The following is a 17,600-nucleotide window of genomic DNA, read 5'->3' as shown; positions in this document are numbered from 1 at the left end:
AACGGCCTCTGGACCTACCGAGATCGCGCGCTCACAACGTTTTCGGCCTCTTCGCGGCTCATGCCAAGCACGATCCTTCCTATGTCGAAGCTGAAGCCGTTGCGCGCGAATGCGGCCATTTCTTTGGTTGCGCGCTCCCGATCGGTGTCGGGACGGCGGAACGGCCCGAAGGCGCGCTTGCGTGCAAAGACGACGGCAGCCAGCAAGTCATCCGCTTCATCAAGCGCAGTCGCAATGACCTCTCGATCGACGCCCTTCTGTGACAGCTTTTGAGCGATGCGCCGTTTTGATCTGCCGTTGCGAACGCCAGAGCGCGCGCTGACTTCGGCATAGGTAGCGTCGTTCAGACCACCGTGGTCACGGGCGAAGGTCACGGCCGAGTTCGCAACCGCCTTGAGTTGCATCTCGCTGATATCCTCGAATTTCTGTTTCGCTTTCCTGACAATGGCATCGAACAGTTGCCTTTCGGTCAGCATCCGCCGCTCAAGCCGATAGATGGTCGAGTTTCTGGCCCAGCTCAGCATCCGTGCCGTCGGGAGGTCGGACGGCGTTTGATCGTCACTCACGGTTCGGTCGGGTCCTTGATGCTTACCTGCGAGAGCAGCCAGGCGGTAAATGCCAGGCCAAGCGCATGTTCACGCTTACCGTCGGGTGTCACGACGTAATAGCTGTTTTCTGTCGACATCGGCTGATCGAAGACGATCTGCAGCTTTCCGGAGCTCAATTCTTGCTCGATCAGATAGAGTGGCAGAAGCGCAAACCCCATGGACATTGCAGCGGCTTCGATGATCATCGAGAACTGGTCGAACCGATTGCCACGATATGAGGGATCAACGTCGATGTCGCAGTGTTCGAACCACTGTCGCCAAAGTCGCGGGCGAGTGGCCAGATGCAGCAAGGGCTTGTGTGCGAGTTCCACCGGACGGGCAACCGGATCCGATTGCAGCAAGGTCGGGCTGGCGACGGGAACGATTTTCTCGTCGCAGAGAAACGTGCAGGTTGCCCGTGCCCAGATCGGTTGGCCGTAGTGAATGGCGAGGTCGAAGCTCTCCTGATCGAAATCGAACGGCTCCGAGCGCGATGCTATGTCAACGAGCGAGCCGGGATGGGCGGCCAGGAAATCCGGCAGCCTGGGCGTCAGCCAACGACTGCCGAAAGTCGGCAGGGTGGCGACCGAAAGCGTTGCTGTCGCGTCCGCGCCGGATGCCGCGCGGATCATCATCTCTTCCGTCTGATGCAGCAGTCGCCGTGCCTCCGGCAGCAGCCGCTTGCCGGCTTCCGACAGGATCGCCCGCTGCCGAACGCGCTCGAAGAGCAGGACGCCGAGCTGGGTCTCCAAATCCTTGATCTGTCGGCTGATCGCGCTTTGGGTCAGATTAAGTTCGAGAGCTGCCCGCGTGAAGTTGCCGTGGCGAGCGGCAGACTCGAATGACTGCAGCGTGGTCAGGTCGGGCATCAGCTTTCGAGGCAACGTCATTCCAAAACCGCATCATCTCAGCTTCATTTATCGTTATTCATCTACTCCACGCACGATATGATCGCAATCCAGAATGAACTCTCCATTGGTACTGTGAGATAAAATATGTCGACCAGAAGTTTCGTCTCTTCCTGTGACATCCGCTCTGCATTCTCCGCGGCGATGTCGGCCATGTACCGTACCGAAGTTCCCGCCTACGGTACGCTGATGAACATTGTTGCCAGGGTGAACGCGGCGACGCTTGCCGCTGATCCGGCTCTCAAGCAGAGGCTGGAGGAAACCGACTCGCTCGAGCGCGTCTCCGAAGAGCGCCACGGCGCCATCCGCCTCGGGACCGCTGCCGAACTCGCGATGATGAGACGCGTCTTTGCGGTGATGGGGATGTACCCCGTGGGCTACTATGATCTCAGCGAAGCTGGGGTCCCTGTTCACTCCACTGCGTTCCGTCCGGTCGGCGACGAGGCGCTCAAGCGAAATCCGTTCCGTGTCTTCACGTCCCTGCTGCGCCTCGACCTGATTGCCGAGGAGAAACTGCGCGCCGAGGCCGAGGCGATCCTGCGCAAGCGTCAGATCTTTACCGCTGGTGCCATCGAACTGACGGAAAAGGCCGAGCGCCAGGGCGGTCTCGATGATGACGATGCCAAGCGCTTTGTCGCGGACGTGCTGGAGACCTTCCGCTGGCATCATCACGCCAATGTCGACCTCGCCATGTATAAGCGTTTGCATGATGCGCACCGGTTGGTTGCCGACGTCGTTTCCTTCAAGGGGCCGCATATCAACCACCTGACGCCACGTACGCTCGACATCGACGAGGTGCAGCGATTAATGCCGGAGTATGGCATTGCGCCGAAGGCGGTCGTCGAAGGTCCGCCCAGCCGTCGCTGTGCGATCCTGCTGCGGCAGACGTCGTTCAAGGCGCTTGAGGAAGCCGTCTCTTTCAAGGATGCAAGTGGCAGCTGGCAGGAGGGCACGCATACGGCCCGGTTCGGCGAGATCGAAAGCCGCGGCATTGCGCTGACGCCGAAGGGCCGCGCCCTTTACGACAAACTCCTGACGGGTTCGCGCAAGGTCGTGCGCCCGGCCGCGGACGGCTCGAATGCAGCCGCCTATGAGAAGGCGCTTGCCGATGCCTTCGTTCCCTTCCCCGATAGCTGGGCCGAGATCCGCCAACAGGGCCTTGGCTATTTCCGCTACTCGCTGACGGAGAAGGGCGAGAGCGCAATTGCCTCAGCCGATGCCGGCATCGATCAGCTGGTGGCGGACGGTCTCGTCTGCTTCGATCCGATCGTCTACGAGGATTTCCTGCCGGTCAGCGCAGCCGGCATCTTCCAGTCCAACCTCGGCGACGAGGCGGCGCAGGCGTTTACCGCAAGCCCCAATCAGCAGCGCTTCGAGCGCGACCTCGGCATCCCGGTTCTCAACGAATTCGATCATTACGCCGGTATCGAGGCTCAATCGATCGCCGAATGCCAAGCACGCCTGACCGCTGCCCAAGCGGCCGAGTGAAACGGCGCCACCGACAAGATTCAAACACTTAAACAGAGGGTCGTTACATGACCGTAGCAGCAAGAACAGTGAACGTGACACAGGAAGCCGTTGCCCTTCTCGATAAGATCGGTGTCGACAAGGCGCTTTACACCGGCGGAGACATGGCCTCTTACAGCCCGGTCACCGGTGAGCAACTGGCAGCCCTGAAAACCGACAGCCGCGACGCAGCCACGGCGAAGATCGAGAAGGCCGCTTCAGCGTTCCAGTCCTGGCGCCTTGTTCCTGCGCCCAAGCGCGGCGAGCTCGTCCGCCTGCTGGGCGAGGAGCTGCGTAGCGTCAAGATGGAGCTTGGCCGCCTGGTCTCGATCGAAGCCGGCAAGATCCCGTCCGAAGGTCTCGGAGAGGTCCAGGAAATGATCGACATCTGCGATTTCGCGGTGGGTCTGTCCCGACAGCTCTACGGCCTGACCATCGCAACCGAACGCCCGGGACATCGGATGATGGAAACCTGGCATCCGCTCGGTGTCGTCGGTATCATCTCTGCCTTCAATTTCCCGGTCGCTGTCTGGGCCTGGAATGCTGCCCTTGCGCTGGTCTGTGGCAACGCGGTGGTGTGGAAGCCTTCCGAGAAGACGCCGCTGACCGCACTTGCCTCGCAGGCCATCCTGCAGCGAGCCATTGCGCGTTTCGGCGATGCGCCGGAAGGCTTGAGCGAAGTGCTGATTGGCGATCGCGCCATCGGCGAGGTGCTTGTCGACCATCCGAAGGTGCCAGTTGTTTCGGCAACGGGATCGACGCGCATGGGCCGGGAAGTCGGTCCGCGTCTCGCCCGCCGCTTTGCTCGTTCGATCCTGGAGCTTGGCGGCAACAACGCTGGTATCGTCTGCCCGTCTGCCGATCTCGACATGGCGCTGCGCGCCATCGCCTTCGGCGCCATGGGTACGGCCGGCCAGCGTTGCACGACGCTGCGCCGTCTCTTCGTGCATGAGAGCGTCTACGACGAGCTCGTGCCGCGCCTGAAGAAGGCCTATGCCAATGTCTCTGTCGGCAATCCGCTCGAAAGCACGGCGTTGGTCGGCCCGCTGATCGACAAGCTCGCCTTCGATAACATGCACAAGGCGCTTGGTGAGGCGAAGGCCCATGGCGGTCAAATCAACGGCGGCGAGCGCGTCGCGCTGCCCCACGACAAGGCCTACTATGTGAAGCCGGCCCTCGTGGAAATGCCCTCGCAGCTCGGACCGGTGCTCGAGGAAACCTTCGCGCCGATCCTCTACGTGATGAAATACACCGATTTCGACAAGGTCATCGAAGCGCACAATGCCGTCGGTGCGGGTCTGTCGTCGTCGATCTTTACGCTGGACCTGCGGGAAGCCGAACGCTTCCTGTCGGCCGACGGATCCGATTGCGGCATCGCCAACGTCAATATCGGAACGTCTGGCGCCGAGATCGGTGGTGCGTTCGGTGGCGAGAAGGAAACGGGCGGCGGCCGCGAATCCGGTTCCGACGCGTGGAAGGCTTACATGCGCCGCGCCACCAACACGATCAACTACTCCAAGGCGCTGCCGCTCGCGCAGGGCGTCTCCTTCGAGATCGAGTAGGTGCAACCATGACGATCGACGTGAAAATTGAGGAGGCGGGCCTAAAGCCCGCCTCAAGGATATCCGCTATCGGTGTCTCCGAAATCCTGCAGATTGGCGCGCGCGCGGCAGCCATGAAGCGGGAAGGCAAGCCAGTCATCATCCTGGGCGCCGGCGAACCCGATTTCGAAACACCGGACCATGTCAAGCAGGCTGCCTGGGATGCCATGCAGCGTGGTGATACGAAGTATACGGCGCTCGACGGAACACCGACGCTCAAGGAAGCCATCCGCACCAAGTTTCAGCGCGAGAACAATCTCTCTTTCGAAGTCAGTGAGATAACCGTCGCCACCGGCGCCAAGCAGATCCTGTTCAATGCGATGATGGCGACCGTCGATCCCGGTGATGAGGTCATTATCCCGACGCCGTACTGGACGTCATACTCCGACATTGTTCAGATCTGCGAAGGCAAGCCCGTTCTCGTTGCCTGCGATGCAGACAGCGGCTTTCGGCTAACCGCGGAGAAACTCGAAGCGGCGATCACGCCGCGGACGCGCTGGTTGTTGCTGAATTCACCGTCCAATCCTTCGGGTGCGGCCTATAGCGCCGATGATTATCGACCATTGCTGGACGTGTTACTCAGACACCCACATGTCTGGCTCATGGTGGACGATATGTACGAGCACATCGTCTATGACGATTTCCGCTTCGTCACGCCGTTGCAGTTGGAACCGCGCCTGCGTGAGCGTACGCTGACGATCAACGGCGTGTCCAAGGCCTACGCCATGACCGGGTGGCGTATCGGCTATGCCGGTGGCCCGAAAGTGCTCATCAAGGCGATGGCCGTGGTACAGAGCCAGGCAACGTCCTGCCCGTCCTCGATCAGCCAGGCCGCGGCTGTTGCGGCGCTGAACGGGCCGCAGGATTTTCTCGCGGAGCGGACGGAGAGCTTCAGGCGGCGGCGCGATCTGGTCGTTTCGGGCCTCAACGCGATCGATGGTCTTGATTGCCGCACTCCCGAAGGCGCCTTCTACACCTTCTCCGGATGTGGCGGAATTCTCGGCCGGACGACGCCGGACGGCCGCAAGATCACGACGGACAGCGAGTTTTGCGCCTACCTTCTTGAAGAGGCCAATGTCGCGGTGGTACCAGGCTCGGCTTTCGGCCTTTCGCCCTTTTTCAGGATCTCCTACGCCTCGGCGGAATCGGATCTCAAGGAAGCACTGGAGCGGATCGCGACGGCGTGCCGTCAGCTTGGTTAAACTGGCAAGGAGGCAGGGAGTTCCGTTGCCTCCATCTTTCGTTTCAAGTGATTTACAGCTTCGACACAAAAACGCCCGGAGATTATCCGGGCGTTTCTTATTGGCTACGCTATACCGACACGCTTAGCCGGCGATCTTTTCGCCATAAGCCTTTTGCGCATAGTAGTGGCCGAAGCGGCTGTCCAGGAACGCATCGAGACCGATGTCTTCCTGCCGTACGAAGCCCTTCGTCGGCAGCTCTTCCTTGGCCAGCATGTCAAGTACGGCGCAGATGCTCGATGCGGTGGTGATCTGGATGGCGCTCATCATGCGACCTGCAACGACAGCGCTGTAGACCTTGTTGGCGTAGGTCTCCTGCACAAGTCGACCATTCTTCCAGCCGGAAACCGTCACGAAGATGATCACGACATCCTGCATCGTCGAGGGTAGCGCGTGCTCCAGAATATCCTTCAGTACTTCGCGGCGGTGGCGCAGGCCAAGATCGCTAAGCAGCGCCTTCATGATGGCCGCATGACCGGGATAGCGGATGGTGCGGTAGTTCAGGGTCCGCACCTTGCCCTTCAGCGTTTCGCACAGGGTGCCGAGGCCGCCGGATGTGTTGAAGGCCTCGTAGGTCACGCCATCAAGGGAGAACTCTTCCCGCTCTTCCAGAGCCGGAACTTCGATCAGTTGTCCGTCGACAATGGCCTCGCAGGGCTCGATGTACTCGTTGATAACGCCATCGGTGCTCCAGGTCAGATTGTAGTTCAAGGCATTCGAGGGATACTGCGGGAGGGCACCAACGCGCATGCGGACGCTGTCGAGCGTGTCGAAGCGGCTGGCGAGATCGTTTGCAACGATCGAGATGAAGCCCGGAGCCAGGCCGCACTGCGGAATGAAGGCGGTTGACGCGCTGGCCGCAATCGCCTTGACCCGGCGCGTGGATTCGACGTCCTCCGTCAGATCGAGGTAGTGCACGCCCGCCTCGGCGGCGGCCTCGGCAATTGCGATCGTCAGATGGAACGGGGCGGCACTCAGGACGGCAAACTTGCCGGAGAGAAGTTTGACCAGCGAAGCGTGGTCGGCAATGTCGACTTCCGCAAGGCTGAGGGCGGAATTCGCCTCCATGTGATCCAGCTGCTGTTTGCTGCGGTCGGCCAGCGTGACGTGGTAGTCGCCGGAATGGATGAGAAGACGGGCGATCGTCGAGCCGATCTTGCCGGCGCCAATGACGACGATGTTTTTCATATGCGTTCCCTCTACTGGATCAAGAAATCTTTATGCCTTCTTTATTCCTGTCTGTTTGGTTGATTCACAGCGCGAGAATGATAAAATCGACTGGATTTTGTTGGCGTATCGCCGGTGGGATTAGTCAATATGACGATGAGTGATAAGGATCGGCAACTTCTGTCGATTCTCAGCGAGAATGCCCGTATGCCAACCGCCGTGCTGGCGCGCAGGCTTGGCTTGTCGCGCACCACGGTGCAGGCGAAAATCGAGCGCCTGGAACGGGACGGCGTTATTGCAGGCTATGGCGTGCGGCTATCGGATGATTTCGAGGGCGGCCAGATAAAGGCGCATGTGCTCATCACCTTGGCGGCCAAGGCACTCGGGCGCGTTACGCAAGAACTGCAGTCGATTGCGCATGTCCGTTCCGTCCATTCGGTGAGCGGCAGCTTTGATATGATCGCGATCGTTGCGGCGGCATCGATCAGCGAACTCGACATGGTCATCGACAAAATTGGCGATATCGATGGCGTCGAGAAAACGCTCTCGTCGATCATCTTGTCGACGCGTATCAATCGCTAGCGTCTTTAAGTTTGGCGCGCCTATCTTGCGTAATGGAAACTCGATCGCCGTCGCGCCCGCCGCCATACGCGGGCTCAAGACGCTGGATTGGATCCTACTGATAGGTCCATCCTGTGAACATGAGTGGAGGCTATCGTGAGGCCGGGCGCTATCCGGACGAGGAGTGGAATCGCGGCCTGACGACGATCTTGCTGGTAAAGCCGCTGTGGCGCCTCGACAGTCAGGTCCCTTGACGTCCGCATGTCGGACCCACCGCTAGGCGCGATAGAGGACAGCTGCACCGGTAAGTCCGGCGCCAGCCGCCGCAAGAAGGAGGGTTTCACCATTCTGAAGAGGTCGGTTGGCGGCATCCAGCGATAAGGAGAGCGGGATCGTTGCGGCCGAAGAGTTCCCAAATCGGTCAAGCGAACAGACGGTCCGTTCGGCTTCTATCCCGAGGTTGGCTGCGACCGCCTGAAATATCCGGACATTAGCCTGGTGCGGCACGAAGCGAGTGATTTCGCCAGCGTCTACGGCGGCTCTTTCGAGCGCCCTTTGTGACGCAGAACTCATCATTTCGACCGCCCGCGAAAACACCTCGCGTCCATCCCGCATTGTCATGAGAAACGCGTCGGCGGCCATGCTGGGGGCGAAAGGCCTGTTGCTGCCGCCGGCTGGGATCGAAATCAGGTCGTAGCCGCTCCCATCCGAACATAGGTCAGCGCCAAGAACCCCGGCGGCGGGATCACTTGATGGTGTCAACACGACTGCCCCCGCCGCATCCGCAAACAGAACGCAGCTGGCGCGTTCTGCGGGGTTGATGCGCCGGCTGAGGATATTGGCGGCGATGACAAGAACGGCCCTGCCCTGCGCGCGCACGAAGGCGTCTGCGAGCGTCAGTGCGTACAGGAAGCCGGAACAGGCGCCGGCAAGGTCGATTGCGCCGGAGTGCTCTAGTGCGAGCCTGTGCGCCACGAGCGGCGCTGTTGGTGGCAGCAGGTGATCCGGTGTGGAGGTTGCCAGCAGCGTCAAGCCGATCTCAGAACGGCTGATCCCGGCATTGTCGAGCGCCATGGCTCCTGCTTCTGCGGCAAGGCCGCTCAGGGTGTCGCCCTCTTCGACCCAGTAGCGAGTGCGAATGCCCGTGCGGCGCTCGATCCAGCCGGTTTCCAGTCCGAGGGATTGTTCGATTTCGGCGTTTTCGACGCAACGGCCGGGGACCCTGTGCCCGAAGCCTGCCATGCGCGCGGAGCGGACCTTCCTCATGCCGGAGTTCCGATCAAGACGCTTGCCGCCTCGTCGATCGCATCATAGAGGCGGTCGCTCTCGGTTTCCGATACGCAGTAGGGCGGCATGAGATAGATGACATTTCCAAGCGGGCGGATGAGAAGCTGACGCTCTCGGAAGAAGGCGCGCAACCGCGGTCCTATGTCGGCTAAATATCCGTCTGAGGGAACAGCCATGTCCAGAGCGGCAATGGTTCCGGACTGACGCACATTCCTGAAGCGCCGATCTTCGGCAAAGCGTGCTAGCCGCGTCCCTTGCAGGGCAACGAGGCGATCGATGCGTGCCTGAACCGGCTCCTGCGACCAGATCTTCAAATTCGCGACCGCAGCCGCACAGGCGATCGGATTGGCGGTGTAGGAGCTCGAGTGGAAGAAGGTCTTGCGGCGGTCGGTCGAAAGATGCGCATCAAAGATCTCGCCTGTGCAAAGTGTTGCGGCAAGCGGCAAAGTGCCCCCGGTCAATCCCTTCGATGTGCAGAGGATGTCGGGACAAATGCCCGCCTGTTCGGAGGCAAAAAGTGTGCCCGTCCTGCCCCAGCCGGTCATCACCTCGTCGGCGATCAGGAGCACGCCGTGGGATTGGGCGATCTTGCTGAGTTCGCCAAGCAGCGAGGGCTCGTACATCTTCATGCCACCGGCGCCAAGCACCAGCGGCTCGATCAATAGTGCGGCAACACGGCCGGAGCGGCAGGTGAGCTCGAAGGCGTCAAGCGTGCTTTGCTGCGTACCTGGCTCTGGAAAGGCAAGCCGGTCGACGCCAAACAGCAAGGGTTCATAGGCCGCATTGAAGACGCCCCTTTCGCCGACGGACATGGTGCCGATCGTGTCGCCATGATAGCCATGCTCCATGACGACGATCCGGTCGCGACGTTGCCCGGTGTTGTGGAAGAAACCGAGTGCCATTTTCAGCGCGACTTCGACGGCCGTCGAGCCACTGTCGGAATAAAAGACGTGCTCAAGCCCTGCCGGGCTTACGGCGATCAGTCCACGAGCAAGATCCTCCGCCGGGGCGTGAGTGTATTCGGCAAGGATGATTTGGTCATAGCACTCCGTTGCCGTGCGGATAGCCTCCATGATTGTCGGGTGCCGATGGCCGTGGGTGACCACCCACCACGAAGAGATGGCATCAAGAATGCGGTTGCCGGCCTCGTCGATGAGATAGGCACCTTCGGTCCCCACGACCTTCTTCATCGTTGGCTCAAGGGCATGCTGCGTGAATGGATGCCATACGGGGGAGCGTGTCATGACTTCGGGCTCCGAAACATCGCGACGTCGAAACCGCGATGAAAGGCCGCCATCAGTCGGTCGTGGGTAAGCGGGCTTGTTGGCTCCAGGCGACCCAGCGCGCGCGCTCCGCTCATGTGGACAATGATCTTCTGCGTCTCGATGTTGTCTTCGCCCACAAAGGCAATACCGAAGATGGGAACCGAACGTCGCTGCAGTGCTTCCACCGACATCAGCGTATGATTGATGGTGCCGAGCGAGGTTCTGGCGCACAGGATGACCGATGCCTGCCATCGGGCGAAAACGTCGGCAAAAAGGATGTCTGATGTCAGCGGGACGAGAACGCCGCCGGCGCCTTCAATGACAAGCGGGCCGGAGGGCGTCGGCGGCACAAGTGCGTCCGGATCTATCCTCACGTCGTCGAGCGCTGCCGCGTGGTGCGGGGATGCAGGCGTCTTCAGCCGATAGGCCTCAGGGACAATCCGGTCGGGTGATACCCTGCCCAATCGGGCGACGATTTCAGCATCAGTCTCCTCGTTGAGCCCCGCCTGAACAGGTTTCCAGTAGTGTGCCCCGAGCGCAGCTGTCAAAGCGGCCGAGAAGACCGTCTTGCCGATACCCGTATCGGTGCCGGTAACGACGAAGCGCTGCGTCATTGCGGCTCCTCCCGCAGGGTGACGGCGAGGTGTTCGAACAATCGGGAGACGGTCGTTTCATCGACGTTCAAGGTGATGGAGATGCGCAACCGCGCCGTGCCTTCGGGCACGGTTGGTGGACGGATGGGCCTGACGTCGAAGCCCGCGCTGCGCAAGCGCTCGGCGATGAGCACCGCGCGACGATTGTCGCCGATCACAACGGGCAGAATCTGCGATTTGCTCGCGTGCATCCCGGTTGCCGCTTCCATCTCGCGACTGGCGAAAGATACGAGTCCGGCAAGCTTGTCGCGCCGCTCGGGCTCATCGGCGAGGATCCTCAACGCCTCTCGCACCGTCGCAGCCATGAGCGGAGATGGTGCTGTCGAATAGATGAAATTCCGGGCGCGGTTGATAAGGAAATCGCAGATGATTGCCGGTCCAAGGATGAGTGCGCCTGATGCGCCAAGCGCCTTGCCGCAGGTATGCAGGGTAATGCAGTTTTCTGGATGAACGAGACCTTCCGACAGACCGCGCCCGCCCTGGCCGTAGATGCCCGTCGCGTGCGCCTCGTCGATGATAAGAAAACCATCATGCTGCGTTGCAAGATCCATCAGCTCGCGAAGCGGGGCGCGGTCGCCGTCCATGGAATAGAGGCTTTCGACGGCGATCCACGGGCGCCCAGTGCCGCCGGCACGACGCCATGTGCGGATCGCATCGGCGACTGCGTCCACGTCGTTGTGTGTGGTTGCGACCGACGGTGCGCGACTTTTCGAGACCCCCTCATGGGCGCTGGCATGGATCAGCGCGTCGTACACGATGATGTCGTCGCGCTGCGGCAAGGTTGAAAACAGCGCCACATTGGCGGCATAGCCGCTGCCAAAGTAGAGAGCCCGCGCCGCTCGGAAATAAGCGGCTGCCTCCTGCTCCAGCGCCTCATGCTCGGGATGATTGCCGCGAAGCAGCCGCGAGCCCCCTGCCCCGACCGGCACGCCGCGATCCATTGCGTCGCGAAGCGCGTCCTTGAGCCGCATTGAATCGGCCAGGCCGAGATAGTCGTTCGAGGTGAAATCGGTGCCGGATAGCGCGACGAGGCTCCGGCTCCTCCCCTTGCGATCGAGGCCGGCGAGCTTGCGCTCATAGACCGCAAGGCTGGCGGTGGTCATTCCGCTCGCTCCAGTTGCTCGGCCTTCAGCCCCAGGCGACGAAAGAGTGCCGCATCCTGATCCTCGCCGGGATTGTCCGCGGTCAGCAGGGTCTCGCCCACGAAGATCGAGTTGGCGCCCGCAAAGAAACAGAGCGCCTGGGTCTCGTCCGACATGTCCGTCCGACCTGCGGACAGGCGCACATAGGACGTGGGCATCAGAATGCGTGCCAGTGCGACGGTGCGAACGAAATCGATCGGGTCGATCGGCTGAGCATTGGCGAGCCTCGAGCCGGCGATCGGAATCAGCATGTTGATCGGCACGCTCTCGGGGGGCGTCGGCAGGTTTGCAAGCGTGACAAGCATCGAGATGCGATCTTCGGCCGTCTCGCCCATGCCGAGAATACCGCCGGCGCAAACCTTGATGCCCGCTTCACGGACATTGGCGAGGGTCTCCAGCCGATCGGCAAAGCTGCGGGTCGTGATGATTTCGCTATAGAAGCGCTCGGAGGTATCGATGTTGTGATTATAGTAGTCGAGGCCGGCGTCGGCGAGCCTGGCGGATTGCTGCGGCGTCAGCATCCCAAGCGTCATACAGGTCTCCATCCCCAGTGCGCGGACGCCCGCGACCATCGCGACAATCGCATCCATGTCGCGGTCCTTGGGGCTGCGCCAGGCGGCACCCATGCAGTATCGCGTGGCGCCCGCGTCCCTGGCTTTTCGTGCTTCGGTGAGAACGCGCTCGACTTCCATCAGTTTTGAAGCCTTGAGCCCGGTCGGATAGTGGGCGGACTGGCTGCAATAGCCACAATCTTCGGCGCATCCGCCGGTCTTGACCGAGAGGAGGCGGCTCATCTGCACCGCGTTCGGGTCGAAATTGGCACGGTGGACGCCGTGAGCACGATGGAGAAGGTCGTTGAAGGGCAAATTATAGATAATCTGAGCTTCTGAGTCGGTTGCGAAGTCTAAGGGAGCGCTGCTGCCTTTGATCTCTTGCGTCGAATTCGCTGAGGGGGGCTGCATTGGTTCAAAATCCTCTCGTCATGAAGCTTCGATTCGTAGATAGAAGACAGTTTTATCTATAATTGTCTGAAACGGTATTAGGCAAGCGTGTTTTTCTGCTCATCCCTAATGACCGGAGTTGGCCGCGAAGCAGGCGCTCGTTCGGGCCTGCAGCATCAGGACGTCTGGCCCTGGCTGCCGCAACAGCCGGGATCAGGCGCGCCTGCCAGGAGCGAGCATGCCGTGACTGGCGGTAAGGGTGCCGCAGGACGGTCGACTGAGCTCATCCATTTCGGGCGTTGCAGGCGCTGCAGTGTGGCACCATTGGACCGGGTGTAAACCACGTCGGGCTTTCCGGTCGTCGACACTAGCCGACGATCGCAAACCGCTCGCGGGAGGCATGCTGCAGTCGCCGCGGCGGTCCCCCGATCCATTGCACGTGCCGCTCCAACGCAGTCACGGCATTTTCGACCTTGCCGGCACGAAGAAATGTGAGAATCGTGCGATGATCGTTGTCGACCCGCGGCTCCCAGTCCGTCAGCCAGGTGGCGAACAGAAATCGAGCGCTCGCGGCATGGAGGTCGTCAATGGCGGAGAGCAAGCGCGGCATACCGCAAGGCTCGAGGATGAGCCGGTGGAATCTGCGATTGGCCTCTTCCCAGGTGCGGACATCGCGCGCATTGTCGCCGTCGATCGTCGCCTGTTCGGCTTGATCGAGACGTGACGGCGTGAGGTGTTCGGCTGAGTGGCGCAGTGCCAGACCTTCGAGGGCGGCGCGCATCTTCGCAACCTCCTGCACCTCCTTGAGATCGAAGGAGGCAACACGAACGCCGCGGCGCGGTTCGCTGACGGCGAGGCCTTGGGCTTCCAGGCGGCGCAAAGCCTCGCGTACGGGGACGTGCGACGATCCGAATTCCTCGGCGATATGGTCCTGCTTGAGCTTGGAGCCGGGCGGCAGGGCGCCTGTCACGATGCGCTCTGCGAGCGCGCGACTTATACGGCCAGCTATCGTGTCGTCGTTATGAATAGTCATATTTTAGAGATAGTTCCTGCGCTCGACGCTGTCGAGGTGCGTGCCACGCGTGGCTGTGGATTTGTCTGCGGCATCTATCCGACGGTTTGGAAGACGATGGATCATGATAATCTGGCCGGCAGCATCCTTGCTGCTGTTGGCGGCGTCGCCAAGCGGTTTCAGGCGTCTCGCGGAGGGGGATTGCAGGTATCCTGCGTGGCCGATTGACTGCTCAGCATCGCGGCGGCGATGGTCTTAGAAGCAGCTTTCCAGACATTGAACCGGAGCTCAAGCGTCATTTCGTTTCCGGTCGCTACGCGGCTGCGAAAGGCGTCCGAACGAGAGGGAGTGGCTCGCTGCCGCCACGCGATCGACGAGGTGGGGTCGCCGCTCGCCGGCCGCCACGATTGGCCTGATCCAAGCGGGCGTTGAAGGCCTCTGTGGGTTCGCAAGAGATATTCCGCCGCGTTGACCAAATGCGCCCGCCTTGCGGATCCACGGATGTGACCCGATGGAGGGGTCGTGTTGTCGGGAACCGCCACGGTGGTATGCCGGGGCGAGGTGCCGAGGCAAACAGAAGACGGATTGCCGGCCGCAACCGGGCTTCAAGCCGTTGCTGACGGTGAACTCTGGTCGGCACGAGCGAAGACACTTGCGGATTGATGAGGCGCGTTCAGTGGTAGTCGCCATAGCGTCCGCCTTGGCGATATACCATGCAATCGTGGGGTCGGCCTGCGCGAGGCAGTGTGCGCATCTCGGCGCCTTGGGTTGGCTGCGCGGTTTGTGATCGCGCCATCTGCTTGAAGCTGGATAGCGGGCTCGGCAGAAGCTGTTTGCTGATCATCTCAGCTTACATCGATGTCGTTGCGTTGAGCCGGCGCCGCGCGAACGCGGTGCAGCCGTGGGCCTCCCTGGCCCTGGGAGGTTTGAAAGGGATCCGCAATTTCACGTAGGCCGGGTGCCGAATTTGAGGCGCATGTGCAAGCTGCTTTTGGCGAATACTGGCGGTCATCTTGATCCTTTGATGGGACGCTTTTCCTGGCAGGGGCCTCTGGCGCTCAGGCAGACTAGCGCAAGATGTTCGGCGCATAGGCCACGGCATACGATCACCGGGAATGCCTGGGGCATTTCGTTCGCCTGCCGCCAGTGATGAGGTCGACAGTGGGAATCACCGGTTCGTAGGCGTGCATTGGCGAGGCATCAAGGTAGGGTGAGGCCGTGGCATCGTCGTTGGTTTGCGGCTGGTGTCGGATGGGCTTGGTAGGCTCATTGGTGGCGAGACGGGTGGCTGTCATTGTGCAGTTAGGCAGAGTTCCCCGCGGGGAACATTTGGGGAGCCATCGGTCCTGTGCTGCCGTTGAAAGGGGCGTCGGTTCGCCCGACAGCCCGCCACGCTAGGTTTTGCTGGCCGCTGATTTCGCAGATAGCCGGCGGAATGCGGTTGACAAATCACTGTATCGTCCCCGATTCTGTCAATAGTTCACGATGCAGGATCGTTCGCAGGAGGCGAAGCGGTTCATTTCTGGACCCGATGTCCCCCGCAAGGCACCTTTGGCGACATTTTTCCAGCCTCTGCCGCCGGTCAAAGCAATAAGGTCTAGCGGAAGCGAATACGGCTTTAATTGCCGTAAGCGAAAATACGCATGCTTGACCAATGGTTTAGTCGACGTAACGCAACCTCGTCAGCAGGCGCTTCGGAAGCGATCGACGCACGTCGAAAGCACTTCTTCTCCCGGCCGTTTCCACCAGTTCCCCGCCGAAAAGATCTCCACTTCCTGCGGACCGCGATAGCCGGCCGTTTCGAGGGCGCGGCGGATTGCCTTGAGGTCTATGACACCGTCTCCCATCATCCCGCGGTCGAGTAAAAGATCCGTTGTCGGAACCAGCCAGTCGCAGATGTGGTGTGCGAGGATCCGGCCAGACGCGCCGGCGCGCGCGATCTGCTGCTCAAGTTTCGGATCCCACCAAACATGGTAGACGTCGATGGCAACACCGACGCCGTGGCCAAGTAGGTCGCAGATATCGAGCGCCTGCCCGAGCGTATTCACGCAGGCGCGATCGGCGGCATACATCGGATGCAGCGGTTCGATCGCAAGCGGTATGCCGGCGGCGCGCGCATGCGGCAGGATTGCGGCGATACCATCGGCCACCATTTCGCGCGCGTGCGCGAGATCTCGGGATCCTGCAGGCAGGCCGCCAACGACCAGGACGAGGCAGTCCGCGTTGAGAGCGGCAGCCTCATCGATGGCCTTCCTGTTGTCGTCGATTGCTGCGGCGCGTGCCGCAGCGTCGGCCGCGGGGAACATGCCGCCGCGGCAAAGGCCTGTCACCTGCAACTTGTTGTCGGCCACGATGCGGGCGGCTTCCGAGAGGCCGATGGCGTGAACCTGATCGCGCCACGGGGCGATTGCAAGGATATCCTGCTTGAGGCAGGCTTCGACAGCCTGTCTCATGTTATACTGCTCGCGAACGGTCGCGAGATTGATCGAAAGGCCGTCGACTGCCATGCGTGTTTCTCCCTCACCTCGCCGGCGCGAAGTGGATGCCGAGGTGTCTCAAATCCCTGCTGTGGCGAGGATTGTTTTCATTCTGTCGGTGGCGAGATCCGGGTCGCGCAGGACGCGAGCCTGGTCGGCAAGGCGGAAGAGTTCCGCAAGATGCACCACCGAGCGCGCGCTCTGTTGGCCGCCGAGCATCTGGAAGTGGTTCTGGAAGCCATTGAGATATGCAAGGAAAACGACGCCCGTCTTATAGAACCGCGTCGGCGCCTTGAAGATATGGCGCGATAGCGGCACGGTCGGAGCCAGGATATCATGGAAGCCGACGAGATCGTCTTCGGTAAGCTTTTGTAGGGCTGCGCTCGCCGCAGGTGCGACGGCATCGAAAATGCCGAGCAGCGCGTGTGAGTACCCCTGCTCGTCCCCGGCGATAAGCTCGGCGTAGTTGAAGTCGTCTCCGGTGTACATCTTGACCGCCGGATCAAGCCTCCGGCGCATGACGATCTCCTTTTCCGCTGAAAGCAGAGAAATCTTTACGCCGTCGACCTTGCTTGCATGATCATTGATGATGGCGACCGCCGTTTCCATGGCCTGCATATCATTGCGCGAGCCCCAATAGCCGGCGAGCGCAGGATCGAACATGTCGCCGAGCCAATGGATGATCACTGGCTGGCGAACCTGCTGCAGGATACGGTCATAGACACGCACGTAATCCTCGGGGCTCTTGGCGGCCGCGGCGAGAGCGCGGCTTGCCATGAGGATGATCCTGCCGCCCTGCTCTTCGACGTAGGCGACCTGCTCTTCATAAGCGTGGGTCACATCGTCAATGCTCACCTCCGGACCGGGGGGCAGATGGTCGGTGCCGACCCCGTAGGCGATCAGCGCATCAGGGCGTTTGCGCGCTGCCGATTGGACATTGGCGATCAGTTCCTTGGCGCCCGTCCAGTCTAGCCCCATGCCGCGTTGGGCCGTGTCCATCGCCTCGGCCACACCGAGGCCGAGATCCCACAGATATTCGCGGAACGCAATCGTGCGCTCCCAGTCGATGTTGCGATCGAGCCAGGGATCGTTGTCGGCCAACGGATCGACCACCACGTGCGCGGCCGCAAAGGCGACGCGGTTGAAGGCGTGCCCGCCGGCCGGGCGTTCCGGTGCGGCAAGCGGTGTGTTGGCAACCGTGTAATCCTGCAGGGTACCGCCGGTAACGGGAAGACGAAGTGTCGCTGCCATG

15 protein-coding genes are annotated in these 17,600 nt (G+C 61.2%); 4 read left to right on the top strand and 11 right to left on the bottom strand.

Annotated elements, in window-relative coordinates:
- Positions 1-14: 14 nt before the first annotated feature.
- Positions 15-566, bottom strand: a complete 552-nt coding sequence (recX, locus tag FHT71_RS01030; RefSeq protein ID WP_132588109.1) for a recombination regulator RecX — start codon at positions 564-566, stop codon at positions 15-17.
- A complete protein-coding gene (locus tag FHT71_RS01025; RefSeq protein ID WP_183718684.1) occupies positions 563-1,477 on the bottom strand; it encodes a LysR family transcriptional regulator in 915 nt (304 codons plus the stop codon). The genes recX and FHT71_RS01025 overlap by 4 nt, the downstream gene beginning before the upstream one ends.
- 105 nt (positions 1,478-1,582) lie before the next feature.
- Here FHT71_RS01025 and FHT71_RS01020 point away from each other — a divergent pair, with 105 nt between their 5' ends.
- From FHT71_RS01020 to FHT71_RS01010, 3 genes are read left to right on the top strand one after another with little or no spacing between them, the layout of a single operon-like run.
- Complete coding sequence (locus tag FHT71_RS01020) at positions 1,583-2,983, top strand: VOC family protein (protein ID WP_183718682.1); 1,401 nt, start codon at positions 1,583-1,585, stop codon at positions 2,981-2,983.
- A gap of 47 nt (positions 2,984-3,030) precedes the next feature.
- Positions 3,031-4,563 carry an aldehyde dehydrogenase family protein gene (locus FHT71_RS01015; protein WP_132588112.1) on the top strand — a complete coding sequence of 511 codons (1,533 nt, stop codon included), beginning with the start codon at positions 3,031-3,033 and terminating at the stop codon, positions 4,561-4,563.
- 8 nt (positions 4,564-4,571) lie between these two features.
- On the top strand, positions 4,572-5,804 hold the full coding sequence (locus FHT71_RS01010) for a pyridoxal phosphate-dependent aminotransferase (RefSeq protein ID WP_183718679.1): 1,233 nt from the start codon (positions 4,572-4,574) through the stop codon (positions 5,802-5,804).
- 123 nt (positions 5,805-5,927) lie between these two features.
- Here the strand turns inward: FHT71_RS01010 and FHT71_RS01005 are convergent, their stop codons facing one another.
- Entirely contained in the window at positions 5,928-7,031 is a 1,104-nt protein-coding gene (locus FHT71_RS01005) for a saccharopine dehydrogenase family protein (protein ID WP_132588114.1), read from the bottom strand.
- Between the two features lie 129 nt (positions 7,032-7,160).
- On the opposite strand from FHT71_RS01005, the gene FHT71_RS01000 reads away from it, so the two are divergent.
- Entirely contained in the window at positions 7,161-7,592 is a 432-nt protein-coding gene (locus tag FHT71_RS01000) for an Lrp/AsnC family transcriptional regulator (RefSeq protein WP_007800514.1), read from the top strand.
- Positions 7,593-7,847: 255 nt separating this feature from the next.
- On the opposite strand, the gene FHT71_RS00995 is transcribed toward FHT71_RS01000, so the two are convergent.
- The 8 genes from FHT71_RS00995 to FHT71_RS00960 all read right to left on the bottom strand — a co-directional run bounded on the left by FHT71_RS00995 (position 7,848) and on the right by FHT71_RS00960 (position 17,599).
- On the bottom strand, positions 7,848-8,837 hold the full coding sequence (locus FHT71_RS00995) for a beta-ketoacyl-ACP synthase III (RefSeq protein ID WP_132588115.1): 990 nt from the start codon (positions 8,835-8,837) through the stop codon (positions 7,848-7,850).
- Positions 8,834-10,102, bottom strand: coding sequence for an adenosylmethionine--8-amino-7-oxononanoate transaminase (locus FHT71_RS00990; protein WP_132588116.1), 1,269 nt, complete (start codon positions 10,100-10,102; stop codon positions 8,834-8,836). The genes FHT71_RS00995 and FHT71_RS00990 overlap by 4 nt, the downstream gene beginning before the upstream one ends.
- Positions 10,099-10,737, bottom strand: a complete 639-nt coding sequence (bioD, locus tag FHT71_RS00985; protein WP_132588117.1) for a dethiobiotin synthase — start codon at positions 10,735-10,737, stop codon at positions 10,099-10,101. The genes FHT71_RS00990 and bioD overlap by 4 nt, the downstream gene beginning before the upstream one ends.
- Complete coding sequence (locus tag FHT71_RS00980) at positions 10,734-11,879, bottom strand: 8-amino-7-oxononanoate synthase (RefSeq protein WP_132588118.1); 1,146 nt, start codon at positions 11,877-11,879, stop codon at positions 10,734-10,736. The genes bioD and FHT71_RS00980 overlap by 4 nt, the downstream gene beginning before the upstream one ends.
- Positions 11,876-12,847 carry a biotin synthase BioB gene (bioB, locus tag FHT71_RS00975; RefSeq protein ID WP_085990706.1) on the bottom strand — a complete coding sequence of 324 codons (972 nt, stop codon included), beginning with the start codon at positions 12,845-12,847 and terminating at the stop codon, positions 11,876-11,878. Before bioB ends, FHT71_RS00980 begins: the two co-directional genes overlap by 4 nt.
- A gap of 379 nt (positions 12,848-13,226) precedes the next feature.
- Positions 13,227-13,892 (bottom strand): GntR family transcriptional regulator, encoded by a 666-nt coding sequence (locus tag FHT71_RS00970; RefSeq protein ID WP_007800526.1) that lies wholly within the window; start codon positions 13,890-13,892, stop codon positions 13,227-13,229.
- A gap of 1,661 nt (positions 13,893-15,553) precedes the next feature.
- A complete protein-coding gene (locus tag FHT71_RS00965) occupies positions 15,554-16,378 on the bottom strand; it encodes a sugar phosphate isomerase/epimerase (protein WP_132588120.1) in 825 nt (274 codons plus the stop codon).
- A 48-nt stretch (positions 16,379-16,426) separates the two neighbouring features.
- Positions 16,427-17,599, bottom strand: coding sequence for a dihydrodipicolinate synthase family protein (locus FHT71_RS00960; protein WP_132588121.1), 1,173 nt, complete (start codon positions 17,597-17,599; stop codon positions 16,427-16,429).
- Position 17,600: the final 1 nt, after the last annotated feature.

The organism is Rhizobium sp. BK060 (assembly GCF_014193145.1).
Taxonomy (GTDB): Bacteria; Pseudomonadota; Alphaproteobacteria; order Rhizobiales; family Rhizobiaceae; genus Rhizobium.
The sequence above is the reverse complement of the archived record's forward strand: the minus strand, read 5'-3'. Positions and strand labels throughout refer to the sequence as shown.

What these genes read in the sequence shown, in the direction of transcription:
- FHT71_RS01025 (WP_183718684.1), bottom strand. Translation starts at nt 1,477, where the DNA reads ATGACGTTGCCTCGAAAGCTGATGCCCGACCTGACCACGCTGCAGTCA.
- FHT71_RS01020 (WP_183718682.1), top strand. Translation starts at nt 1,583, where the DNA reads ATGTCGACCAGAAGTTTCGTCTCTTCCTGTGACATCCGCTCTGCATTC.
- FHT71_RS01015 (WP_132588112.1), top strand. Translation starts at nt 3,031, where the DNA reads ATGACCGTAGCAGCAAGAACAGTGAACGTGACACAGGAAGCCGTTGCC.
- FHT71_RS01010 (WP_183718679.1), top strand. Translation starts at nt 4,572, where the DNA reads ATGACGATCGACGTGAAAATTGAGGAGGCGGGCCTAAAGCCCGCCTCA.
- FHT71_RS01005 (WP_132588114.1), bottom strand. Translation starts at nt 7,031, where the DNA reads ATGAAAAACATCGTCGTCATTGGCGCCGGCAAGATCGGCTCGACGATC.
- FHT71_RS01000 (WP_007800514.1), top strand. Translation starts at nt 7,161, where the DNA reads ATGACGATGAGTGATAAGGATCGGCAACTTCTGTCGATTCTCAGCGAG.
- FHT71_RS00995 (WP_132588115.1), bottom strand. Translation starts at nt 8,837, where the DNA reads ATGAGGAAGGTCCGCTCCGCGCGCATGGCAGGCTTCGGGCACAGGGTC.
- FHT71_RS00990 (WP_132588116.1), bottom strand. Translation starts at nt 10,102, where the DNA reads ATGACACGCTCCCCCGTATGGCATCCATTCACGCAGCATGCCCTTGAG.
- bioD (WP_132588117.1), bottom strand. Translation starts at nt 10,737, where the DNA reads ATGACGCAGCGCTTCGTCGTTACCGGCACCGATACGGGTATCGGCAAG.
- FHT71_RS00980 (WP_132588118.1), bottom strand. Translation starts at nt 11,879, where the DNA reads ATGACCACCGCCAGCCTTGCGGTCTATGAGCGCAAGCTCGCCGGCCTC.
- FHT71_RS00970 (WP_007800526.1), bottom strand. Translation starts at nt 13,892, where the DNA reads ATGACTATTCATAACGACGACACGATAGCTGGCCGTATAAGTCGCGCG.
- FHT71_RS00965 (WP_132588120.1), bottom strand. Translation starts at nt 16,378, where the DNA reads ATGGCAGTCGACGGCCTTTCGATCAATCTCGCGACCGTTCGCGAGCAG.
- FHT71_RS00960 (WP_132588121.1), bottom strand. Translation starts at nt 17,599, where the DNA reads ATGGCAGCGACACTTCGTCTTCCCGTTACCGGCGGTACCCTGCAGGAT.